This window comes from Photorhabdus sp. RM71S, from assembly GCF_042879355.1.
Classification (GTDB): Bacteria; Pseudomonadota; Gammaproteobacteria; order Enterobacterales; family Enterobacteriaceae; genus Photorhabdus; species Photorhabdus kayaii.
Genome location: NZ_JBHFKV010000005.1, coordinates 56329 through 68467 on the forward strand (window position 1 = coordinate 56329; position 12139 = coordinate 68467).

At 43.0% G+C, this 12139-nt stretch carries 9 protein-coding genes; 7 read left to right on the plus strand and 2 right to left on the minus strand.

Annotated features, from left to right (window positions below):
- Positions 1 to 183 precede the first annotated feature (183 nt).
- Positions 184 to 1260 (minus strand): LPS export ABC transporter permease LptG, encoded by a 1077-nt coding sequence (gene lptG, locus ACGF5R_RS04385; protein WP_262980380.1) that lies wholly within the window; start codon positions 1258 to 1260, stop codon positions 184 to 186.
- Positions 1260 to 2360 carry an LPS export ABC transporter permease LptF gene (gene lptF, locus ACGF5R_RS04390; protein WP_011148561.1) on the minus strand — a complete coding sequence of 367 codons (1101 nt, stop codon included), beginning with the start codon at positions 2358 to 2360 and terminating at the stop codon, positions 1260 to 1262. The genes lptG and lptF overlap by 1 nt, the downstream gene beginning before the upstream one ends.
- Before the next feature lie 286 nt (positions 2361 to 2646).
- Here lptF and pepA point away from each other — a divergent pair, with 286 nt between their 5' ends.
- The 7 genes from pepA (at position 2647) to ACGF5R_RS04425 (ending at position 11381) form a co-directional block, all read left to right on the plus strand.
- Positions 2647 to 4167 (plus strand): leucyl aminopeptidase, encoded by a 1521-nt coding sequence (gene pepA, locus ACGF5R_RS04395; RefSeq protein WP_112877226.1) that lies wholly within the window; start codon positions 2647 to 2649, stop codon positions 4165 to 4167.
- Positions 4168 to 4233: 66 nt separating this feature from the next.
- Positions 4234 to 4683, plus strand: coding sequence for a DNA polymerase III subunit chi (locus tag ACGF5R_RS04400; RefSeq protein ID WP_011148563.1), 450 nt, complete (start codon positions 4234 to 4236; stop codon positions 4681 to 4683).
- A gap of 13 nt (positions 4684 to 4696) precedes the next feature.
- Positions 4697 to 7594, plus strand: coding sequence for a valine--tRNA ligase (locus tag ACGF5R_RS04405; RefSeq protein ID WP_387689903.1), 2898 nt, complete (start codon positions 4697 to 4699; stop codon positions 7592 to 7594).
- 437 nt (positions 7595 to 8031) lie between these two features.
- Entirely contained in the window at positions 8032 to 8805 is a 774-nt protein-coding gene (locus tag ACGF5R_RS04410; protein ID WP_387689905.1) for an amino acid ABC transporter substrate-binding protein, read from the plus strand.
- A 271-nt stretch (positions 8806 to 9076) separates the two neighbouring features.
- Positions 9077 to 9778 carry an amino acid ABC transporter permease gene (locus tag ACGF5R_RS04415; RefSeq protein WP_112877223.1) on the plus strand — a complete coding sequence of 234 codons (702 nt, stop codon included), beginning with the start codon at positions 9077 to 9079 and terminating at the stop codon, positions 9776 to 9778.
- Positions 9756 to 10520, plus strand: a complete 765-nt coding sequence (locus ACGF5R_RS04420) for an amino acid ABC transporter ATP-binding protein (protein ID WP_112877222.1) — start codon at positions 9756 to 9758, stop codon at positions 10518 to 10520. The genes ACGF5R_RS04415 and ACGF5R_RS04420 overlap by 23 nt, the downstream gene beginning before the upstream one ends.
- 87 nt (positions 10521 to 10607) lie before the next feature.
- A complete protein-coding gene (locus ACGF5R_RS04425; RefSeq protein WP_112877221.1) occupies positions 10608 to 11381 on the plus strand; it encodes an amino acid ABC transporter substrate-binding protein in 774 nt (257 codons plus the stop codon).
- Positions 11382 to 12139: the final 758 nt, after the last annotated feature.

A 12139-nucleotide genomic window follows, 5' to 3' on the forward strand; every position in this document is an offset into this window, starting at 1 on the left:
GATGCTCAGGATAGGGTTCTTAGCCAAAAACCCTATCCCTATATACCCGTCATCTTTCAAGTTGCCTCTTTGTTGGCTGCACTCGCTCACCCCGGTCACATCGTTACCTATGCGGGGATTCACTCCCTTGCCGTCGCGATGCATCTTGAAATCCATAGGGTATAGTTCCTCGATTTCTAAAAACTACTGTCTCTTAAGGAGTAAATAAATACTCACAGTAAGGAACAATAGGCTTGGTAACAGTGCCGCCAAAACCGCTGGCACGCTGTACACCAAGCTCAGTGGACCAAAGATCTCATTAAGTACATAAAATAGGAAGCCAAAGCTGATCCCTGTTACCATCCTTACTCCCATCGGCACACTGCGCAGTGGTCCGAAGATAAAAGAGAGTGCCATTAACATCATCACTGCAACTGAAAGCGGCGCAAATATTTTTTTCCACATATTCAGTTGATAACGACCTGATTCCTGTTCACTCTGCTTAAGGTACTTGATGTACTGATATAAGCCACTGATGGAAAGCGCTTCAGGCTCAAGTGCTACCACATTCAACTGTTCTGGCGTTAGGAGAATTTTCCAGTCAGCAGAAATACGTTGTGATCCGGTGATTTTTTTGCTGTCTGTCAGATCAGATTCTTCCACCTGAGAAAGCTTCCACAAGTCGTTATCCTTATCATAAACCGCACTGGCTGCATACTTTACAGAGAGTAGTTTTTTATCATCACTAAAATGATAGATATTGACGCCTTTAATCTCCGTATCACTCACAATCCGCTGGATGTAGATAAAATCGGCCCCATCTATCGTCCACATACCTTTATTTGTTGAAACCAGAGAACTACCAAGCATCTTCTGAGCCCGGTAATTACGCGCCATTTGCTCACCTTGTGGCGCGCCCCACTCTCCGATAACCATAGTCAGGATCACCAACGGAATAGCCGTTTTCATCACTGAGCCAGCAATCTGCATACGGGTAAATCCAGAAGCTTGCATAACCACCAACTCACTACGGGTTGCCAGCGTACCAAGCCCCAGTAAGGCGCCAAGCAAAGCTGCCATCGGGAAGAATATCTGAATATCTTTCGGCACACTTAACAAAACATAAAGACCAGCAGAAATAGTAGTATATTCCCCCTGCCCCACTTTTCTTAACTGCTCAACAAACTTAATAATACCGGAGAGTGATACCAGCATAAACAGCGTCATCAGAATAGTCTGTAGAATAGTCCGACCGATATAACGATCCAATACACCAAACATCAGGCTACTCCTCTGCCGTTGAAACGAGCCCGGATCCTACGCACCGGCAACGTATCCCAAATATTGAGAACCAGCGCCAACATCAAATAAGTCCCATTAGTCAGCCACATCCAAATCATCGGGTCCAATTTGCCTTTACTACCGTTAGAACGCAGAGAGCTTTGCAATAAGAAGAAAATCAGATAAAGCAACATTGCGGGCAACATGCTTAACACTCGCCCTTGACGTGGGTTCACCACACTTAACGGTACAACCATCATAGCCATAATCAGTACCGAGAGCACCAAAGTCAAACGCCAATGGAACTCAGCGCGGGAGTCCTTATCATTATCCTGCCATAACTGGATAATAGACTTCTGTTCAACTTTATTATTATCTACGATTGAAGTCTGATGCCCGATAATCGCTTGATAATCACGGAACTCAGTGATCCTAAAATCACGCAGCATTGCAGTGCCTTCGTAACGCGTACCATGATTAAGGACGACCACCTGTTTGCCATCAGGTCGCTCCACCATATGCCCGCCATTAGAGATCACCACAGAAGGACGCTGGTTATCAACGGGGCGAAGTTGGGCAAGGAATACGTTTTCAAATTTATTGCCGTGCACGTTGCCAATATAGAGCACCAGATTACCATCCTCGGAAGGTTTGAACCTCCCTTCCATGATCGCTGCTAAACTTGGGTTAGCTTTAGCATCAGCCACCACCTGTTCTTGATATTTCGAGGACCACGGCATGACCCAAATGACATTCACTGCCGCTAACGCGGAAGTTAACAACGCCAGAATAAGCGCCGAAACCACCAGCACACGCTTGCCCAAACCACACGCATGCATAACAGTAATTTCACTTTCAGTATAGAGTTTACTGAAAGTCATCAACACCCCAAGAAACAGACTCAGGGGCAAAATCAACTGTGCCATTTCAGGCACACCTAATCCTAACAAGGATAAAACTAAATTTGCCGGGACGTTTCCTTCCACTGCGGCACCCAAAATTTCAACTAATCTCTGACAGAAAAAGATCAGTAAAAGGATAAAGAGTATCGCAACTTGGCTTTTCAGGGTTTCCCGTACCAGATATCTAATGATGATCACGCTTATTACGCCTGTGAAAACTTGTCTTTTTGCAGGAAAATCGCTAACTTCATTGTATATATACCATTTATTATGTGCATCAGTTTGGCTTCCTCACTGCTAAAATGATATCGAAGCATTCCATATTCAGGTTCCCAGTCAGAACATACTTATATAGTTAGCTAAATAATAACAAATAGTGCGTTTAGCTTAACATAAATAGTTAATTTTCTATGGGGTAGATTAATGCGAAGCGCTATATTTTAGCGATAGCATCCATCTTTGTCTTTAAGATTCAGGAGAACGCATGGAGTTTAGTGTAAAAAGCGGTAGCCCGGAAAAACAACGTAGTGCATGTATCATTGTCGGCGTTTTCGAACCTCGCCGCCTTTCCTCTATCGCTGAACAACTTGATAAAATAAGTGACGGTTACATCAGTGCATTACTGCGCCGCGGTGAACTAGAAGGCAAAGTTGGTCAATCACTGTTGCTGCATCATGTTCCCAACGTGTTATCTGAACGTATTCTGCTTATCGGCTGTGGTAAAGAGCGCGAATTGGATGAACGCCAGTATAAACAGATTATTCAGAAAACTATCAATACCCTCAATGAAACGGGGTCAATGGAAGCTGTTTGCTTCTTAACAGAATTGCATGTTAAAGGCCGCAATAATTATTGGAAAGTGCGCCAAGCGGTAGAAACAGCAAAAGAATCTCTCTATGTTTTCAACCAGCTAAAAAGTAATAAAAATGAGTTGCGCCGCCCACTGCGTAAAATGGTTTTCAATGTTCCGACCCGTCGGGAGCTAACCAGCGGTGAACGTGCAATCCAGCACGGCCTTGCCATTGCTGCCGGTATCAAAGCGGCCAAAGATCTTGGTAATATGCCTCCCAATATCTGTAATGCAGCTTATCTGGCTTCTCAGGCACGCCAGCTCGCAGATTCTGCCAATAGCCATATTACAACAAAAGTGATTGGTGAAGAGCAGATGAAAGAGCTAGGCATGAATGCCTATCTGGCGGTTGGTCAAGGTTCTCAGAATGAATCTCTGATGTCAGTCATGGAATATAAAGGCAGTCCTGATAAAAATGCCAAACCCATCATCTTGGTTGGCAAGGGGCTGACTTTTGACTCCGGCGGTATTTCAATCAAATCTGCGGGTGGCATGGATGAGATGAAATACGATATGTGTGGGGCTGCAACAGTTTATGGCGTGATGCGTGTGGTTTCTGAGCTACAATTACCGCTCAATGTCATCGGTGTCATAGCAGGCTGTGAGAATATGCCAGGAGGGCGCGCTTACCGGCCTGGAGATATTTTAACCACCCTATCTGGCCAGACTGTCGAAGTGCTCAATACCGATGCCGAAGGCCGTCTGGTTCTGTGCGATGCGTTAACTTACGTTGAACGTTTTGATCCAGAATTGGTCATTGATATCGCTACACTGACCGGTGCTTGCATAACAGCTCTTGGTAATCATTACAGTGGATTGCTATCCAACCATAATCCCCTGGCCCATGAGTTACTCAATGCTTCAGAACAATCCGGTGATCGCGCATGGCGCCTACCAATGACTGACGAGTTTCTCGAACAAATCGATTCTAACTTTGCCGATCTGGCGAATACCGGTGGCAGTGCGGGTGGTGCGATTACCGCCGCCTGTTTCCTGTCCCGCTTCGCAACAAAATATCACTGGGCACATCTGGATATCGCGGGTACGGCCTGGCGTTCAGGTAAAGCAAAAGGTGCAACAGGTCGCCCGGTTGCACTACTGTCACAATTCCTGTTAAATCGGGCAGGAAGTACCGGTATCAATAACGACGATTGATTTGATTCCTCTCTTAGTTTATCAAAAGGGCATTTGACAATGCCCTTTCTCCGTAACAGAGACATTATGAAAAGTGCCACGTTTTATTTACTGGAACAGCCATCACCTCAAGCAGATTTGCAAGCTCACGAATGGCTGGCATGCCAATTTGCGGCTGACCAATGGCGAGCAGGAAAACGGGTGCTAATTGCCTGTGAAAATCAGCAACAGGCAGAAAAGTTAGATGAAGCCTTATGGCAACGGGAGCCTCATCAGTTCGTCCCACATAATCTGGCGGGTGAAGGGCCAAGATATGGCGCACCAGTTGAGTTATGTTGGCCGCAAAAACGGGGAAACGCTCCCCGTGATATCCTAATAAATCTGTTGCCACAATTTGCAGACTTTGCCACCGCTTTCCATGAAGTGATAGACTTCGTTCCTATAGATGAAAATTTGAAACAGTTGGCGCGTGAACGATATAAATCATATCGCAGCGTCGGCTTTAATTTGACCATGGCAACGCCGCCAACATACTAAGTATCAAGATAAAATGGAAAAAACACCCGCAATTCAAACGCAAGCCGAGCCATCTCTCGATAAAACATACAATCCTAAAGAAATTGAGCAGCCTCTTTATAACCATTGGGAGAAAAGTGGTTACTTCAAGCCTAACGGCGATACCCGCCGTGAGAGTTTCTGTATTGTTATCCCGCCACCAAACGTGACCGGCAGCCTGCATATGGGTCATGCGTTTCAGCAAACCATTATGGATACCATGATCCGTTATCAACGAATGCAGGGTAAAAATACTTTATGGCAGTCCGGTACTGACCACGCAGGTATTGCTACTCAAATGGTGGTTGAGCGCAAGATCGCAACAGAAGAAGGCAAAACCCGTCACGATTATGGCCGTGATGCATTTATCGATAAGATTTGGCAGTGGAAAGCAGAATCCGGCGGCACGATTACCAATCAGATGCGTCGTCTGGGCAACTCCGTTGACTGGGAGCGCGAGCGTTTCACTATGGATGAAGGTCTATCCAACGCCGTAAAAGAAGCCTTTGTCCGTTTGTATCAAGAAAATCTCATTTATCGCGGTAAACGTTTGGTTAACTGGGACCCGAAATTGCACACTGCAATTTCCGATCTGGAAGTTGAGAACCGTGAAGTTAAGGGTTCTATGTGGCATCTACGTTATCCACTGGCCGATGGTGTCACAACCGCAGAAGGGAAAGATTACCTGATCGTTGCAACTACCCGGCCTGAAACTATGTTAGGCGATACCGGCGTAGCAGTTAACCCAGAAGATCCGCGCTATAAGGATTTAATCGGCAAAGAAATTATTCTGCCATTGATTAACCGCCGCATTCCTATTATCGGTGATGAACATGCGGATATGGAAAAAGGTACCGGTTGCGTAAAAATTACACCTGCCCATGACTTCAATGACTATGAAGTCGGTAAGCGCCATGCCCTGCCGATGATCAATATCATGACTCTTGATGGCAACATCCGCTATAAAGCAGAAGTTTTCGATACTCATGGTGAGATTTCTGATATTTACGGCTCTGATATTCCGGCTGAATATCAAGGCATAGAGCGTTTTGCTGCCCGTAAAGCTATCGTGGCAGAGTTCGAAAGACTGGGCCTGCTGGTTGAAATTAAAGCTCATGATCTAACCGTTCCATATGGCGATCGCGGCGGTGTGGTTATTGAACCCATGCTGACTGATCAATGGTATGTCCGTACTGCGCCTCTGGCGAAAGTGGCTATCGAAGCCGTTGAAAATGGTGATATCCAGTTTGTACCTAAGCAATATGAAAATATGTATTACTCCTGGATGCGCGATATTCAGGATTGGTGTATCTCTCGCCAATTATGGTGGGGCCACCGCATCCCGGCATGGTATGACGCCAACGGTAATGTCTATGTTGGCCGCAGTGAAGAAGAAGTGCGTCGTGAAAATAATCTGGGCACAGATATCTCTTTAAACCAAGATGAAGATGTACTGGATACCTGGTTCTCTTCCGGTTTATGGACTTTCTCTACCCTTGGTTGGCCAGAACAAACTGACGCGCTGAAAACTTTCCACCCAACCGATGTGTTGGTGAGTGGCTTTGATATCATCTTTTTCTGGATTGCCCGTATGATCATGATGACCATGCATTTCATCAAAGATGAAAATGGCAAACCTCAGGTTCCCTTTAAGACTGTTTACATGACCGGTCTTATCCGGGATGACGAAGGTCAGAAGATGTCCAAATCCAAAGGAAATGTTATTGACCCACTGGACATGGTTGACGGTATTTCTCTGGAAGAACTGCTGGAAAAACGCACCGGCAATATGATGCAGCCCCAGTTGGCTGAAAAAATCCGCAAACGTACCGAAAAACAGTTCCCGGCTGGTATTGAAGCGCATGGTACCGATGCCCTGCGCTTTACGTTAGCAGCGCTGGCCTCAACAGGTCGTGATATCAACTGGGATATGAAACGCCTGCAAGGTTACCGTAATTTCTGCAACAAATTATGGAACGCCAGCCGCTTTGTTCTGATGAATACAGAAGGCCAGGATTGCGGCCAACATGGCGGCGAAATGGCGCTATCGTTGGCTGATCGTTGGATTCTGGCTGAATTTAACCAGACAGTAAAAGCCTACCGTGAAGCACTGGATACCTATCGTTTCGATATAGCGGCCAATATTCTTTATGAATTCACTTGGAACCAGTTCTGCGACTGGTATCTGGAGCTCTCTAAACCGGCAATTAACAAAGGTTCAGAAGCGGAAGTTCGTGGTGCCCGTCATACGCTGATTGAAGTTCTGGAAGGATTATTGCGCCTGGCTCACCCGATTATTCCATTTATCACCGAAACCATCTGGCAGCGAGTGAAAATGGTGAAGGGAATTGAGGCAGATACCATTATGCTGCAACCGTTCCCAGAATTTGCTCAAGAAAAAACTGATGAACTGGCACTGACCGATCTGGAATGGATTAAGGAAGCGATTATTGCAGTACGTAATATCCGTGCTGAAATGAATATCGCACCGGGTAAGCCACTGGAAGTTCTGCTGCGTAATGCCGATGCTGGCGCACAACGCCGTGTAGCAGAAAATCTGAATTTTATTCAGGCAATGGGCCGCTTATCTTCTATGACTCTTCTGTCTACGGATGAAGAAGCACCGATTTCTGTCACTAAATTGATTAATGGTGCAGAAGTATTAATCCCAATGGCTGGCTTAGTCGATAAAGAAGCTGAACTAAGCCGCTTAAATAAAGAGATTGAGAAGCTGGATAAAGAGATTGGCGCCATTGAAAGTAAGCTGTCAAATGCAGGCTTCGTTAGCCGTGCGCCCGAAGCCGTTGTAGCCAAAGAGCGTGAACGTCTGGCAAGCTGCAATACATCCAAAGAGAAGCTGCTGGCTCAGAAAGAAACAATTGCCGCGTTGTAATATTTTCAAAAAGTAAATTCTCACCAAAGCCACTGACAATGAATTGCAGTGGCTTTTTAATTTAAATAGTAAACGATAAAATTAATAATAAAATATAAATTCAACTCATTCTATATAAACATCATCAAAAATATTGAAAATAACAACACCTATCTCCTTAACATAAGTTAATATTTATTTTATTCATTTTTAAATTTACATATCTTAAATGACAATATGATATAATTTTATTTTATATATAAATCATTATATTTAGCATATTATACAGAGAGTAAAATCATATAAATACATTATTACAAGTAAAAAGGAAACCAATAATGCAATTCTAGTTCAATTAAATACTCAATTATTTATTGTTATAAATAATTTATTTCAGCGGGAATTATTAAGGTAGTAATAAATTAATTCACTAATTTATAACAACCCGGAGAAACAAAATGAAAACAATCCTTACCCTATTATTGGCAAGCACTATCCAATTCAGTCTCGTATATTCAGCTAATGCAGAAACAACCCTTGATAAGATTAAATCCACCGGCACACTCAGAATAGCAACGGAAGGCGCTTATCCACCATTCACTTATCGCGATGCCTCGGGTACTTTAACTGGCTTCGATGTCGACATTGGCCGTGAAATTGCACACCGATTGAATGTCAAACCAACATTTATTGAAGGAAAATGGGACGGACTTATTGCCGGGCTGGATGCCGGACGTTCTGATGCAGTAATTAATCAAATTGCAATTACACCTGAGCGCAAGAAAAAATATGACTTCTCCATCCCCTATATCACATCGCAAGCGGTACTTATCATTAATAAAGATAATAATAACATAAAAAAATTCAGCGATTTAAAAGGCAAAACCTCAGCACATACTCTAACCAACAACTTTGCTCAAATAGCCAGAGATAATGGCGCAGAAATTATCGGCACTAATGGATTTAGTCAAGAAATCGAACTGGTTAGTACCGGTAGAGCCGATGCCACTATTAATGATAGCCTATCTTATCTGGACTATAAGAAGCATAAGCCAAACGCACCAATAAAAATTGTTGCAGCAACCCCCAATGCAGATCAAACAGCGGTTTTGCTCCGCAAGGGCGAGTCAGAACTAAAAGTTGCTATTGATAAAGCAATAACTGACATCAAAACCGATGGCACTTACCAGCGTATCTGGGCTCAATATTTTGGCGATAATCTTCCCAAATAAGTGAAAGATTATCTTATTCAGATAGACAGTTCCCTAAAAGTTGAATACAAACTCTAACCAGGGAACTTTATCATCAACCGTGTTGAATTGAGTAATCAGAAAATATTTTAGCCAAATATTATATATATTAATTTATATAATTTTTTTATATATCCAAAATAACCATATGATATAACTTTATTTTATATATATAAATTGACAGCTTGCAATATGATATTTAAAAAAATCACATATAAATATATCGTTATATTACACACAATAGGGAAAATATATGGAGCCCTCCTGGTTTAATCTAGTACTCGATTCTTTTTGGCCTATGCTTTATGCGGGCTTTACTTTCACTATTCCACTAACTCTTATTACCTTTACTCTCGGTATCATACTGGGTTTTATTGTTGCGCTCATCCGGCTTTATGGGCCGAAACCACTTATTGCTGTCGCCAAATTCTATGTATGGCTGATCCGCGGCACACCGTTGCTGGTACAACTGTTTCTGATTTTTTATGCCTTACCTAGCATTGGCATTACGTTAGGCGCATTTACCTCGGCAGTGATTGGTTTCACGTTAAATATTGGCGCCTATACCTCTGAGATAATTCGCGCCACTTTATTGTCTGTACCAAAAGGGCAGTGGGAAGCGGCTTATTCTATCGGCATGAGCTGGACACAATCATTGCGTCGGATCATTCTACCTCAAGCCGCAAGAATCGCTATCCCACCACTCTCAAACACATTTATTTCACTGGTGAAAGATACTTCACTAGCCTCAGTCATTACCGTACCGGAGCTTTTCCTTGCTGCACAACGCATTGCAGCGGTGACTTATCAACCTCTCATTCTTTATACTGAGGCAGCAATACTTTATCTGATAATCAGTTCAGTATTGTCATCACTACAAGCCCGTCTGGAAAAGAAGTTTTCGCAAAAGAGTGACACACAGGAATTAAAAGATGATTCAACTCTCCGGCATTGAAAAAAGTTTTGACGGGCAAAAAGTCCTGAAAAAAATCGATCTTACCATTGAGGAAGGCAGCCTGACCGCACTGATTGGCCCGTCCGGAAGTGGCAAAAGCACGCTATTACGCTGCATCAACTTATTAGAAACTCCCCAGGCCGGAAAGCTCCAAATCGGCAATGAAAGCATGACCTTCACCGGCAAAGGGCGGATTACTCACAAGGATATACAACGGATCCGCCAACAAACCGGCATGGTGTTTCAAAACTTTCAGCTTTTCCCTCACCTCACCGTCATTGAAAACATCATGGAAGGGTTAATCTGGGTTCAGAAATGGTCACGTGAACAGGCCAAACAACGAGCACTTGAACTACTGGAAAAGGTTGACATGTCACACAAGGCCGATGTCTTTCCAACCACACTATCCGGTGGTCAGCAACAGCGCGTAGCGATTGCCAGAGCACTGGCACCTTCACCCAAAGTGTTATTATGCGACGAGCCAACTTCCGCACTTGATCCTGAATTATCACAGGAAGTTGTTGCCGTATTAAAGCAGTTGGCCAAAGAGGGAACTACAATGTTAATGGCTACCCATGATCTGCGTTTGGCAGCAAATCTTGCCCACGACGTCATATTTTTAGAATCCGGGGAAATCGTCGAATCGGGAACGTCGAAAACGATTTTCACTCGCGCCCTTAAACAACGTACTGTGGAATTTGTTTCAACCTTAACCAATACTTTACCGGATTGGGAGATATAACCCACCGTTAAAATAACCTTGCCGTAATTGATCTGAGAATCAGTTCATTACCATCAAATAGATTTCTTAACAGTTTGGAGAAAGAAAATGAAAATGTTGCTTACCGCATTATTAGCGGGTGTCATTCAATTCGGTATTGCATATTCTGCTAATGCAGAATCTGGCCTTGATAACATTAAATCAGCAGGCGTATTCAAAATCGCTACCGAAGGAACCTATCCACCATTTACTTATCACGATGCTTCCGGAGCCTTAACTGGATTTGATATTGATATTGGCCGCGAAATCGCACGACGTCTGAATGTCAAAGCCCAGTTTACCGAAGGCAAGTGGGATGGGCTTATTGCCGGGCTTGATGCCAAACGCTATGACGCGGTACTCAATCAGGTCGCTATCACACCAGAACGCAAAAAGAAATATGACTTTTCCAACCCGTATATCATATCTAAAGCCGTACTTATCACCCGGCAAAATAATGACAGTATAAAAACGTTCAGCGATCTGAAAGGTAAAACCTCAAGCCATAGCTTAACCAGTAATTACGCCCAGTTAGCAAAACATTTCGGTGCGGAAATCGTCCCTACCGAAGGATTTAATCAGGCAATCGATTTGGTTGCTACGGGCAGAGCCGATGCCACTATCAACGATAATCTGTCCTATCTCGATTTTAGGAAACACAAACCCAATGCACCGGTAAAAGTTGTCGCGTCCGAACCCAATGGCGATCCAGTCGGTGTGCTAATTCGTAAAGGCGAGCCAGAATTACAAGCCGCTATCGATAAGGCACTAGCCGATATCAAAGCCGATGGCACCTATTTACGCATTTCCACTCAATATTTCGGTACTGATGTTTCCAAATAAGAAAATAACCACCTCTGCTTGCTAGAGGTGGTTTTCTCTTAATAATTTGTATATACCCGTTATCTTTCAAGTTGCCTCTTTGTTGGCTGCACTCGCTCACCCCGGTCACATCGTTACCTATGCTCCCGGGGATTCACTCCCTTGCCGTCGCGATCCATCTTGAAATCCATAGGGTATAGCCTTTTTGCTTTCATCCTGACGCCCAATCCACGGTACCCAAATATCACCTACCACAACATAGATTTTCTTTTGGGTATATTAATAATTTCCCTAATATTACTTACATTAGCCATTTTAAATACCTTCTCTAAATTAACATTATTTTATTGACATAATTAAGATCAATATATAAGACCTTTATATTAAGTTGATAATATAGAGTAAAAACCATGTTAATTATATGAATACATCCTAATAATCAATCATATCCATTTCCGATTAAATTAATACTTTTTACCCCATTTACCAGCATCTGGACTATAAATGATAAAAATGATTATCTAAAATTTATTTTATGTAAGAAAATTTAGGGTAATAGAAATCACCATTATCCTGCTGTCAGAACGGAATCATAATAGTAAAACAACCTTATTTACTATCAAATAAAGAGAATATACAAAAGAATAATATTTTTCCAATGTAATAATTACACCGAGGCAAACCAAATTAGGAGAGGAACTATTCTTTCAAAAGTCAGGGAACATGGTTTGATAAGATAGTCGGTTAAAATGCAATAGTCCTTATTCGCCAAAGCAGAT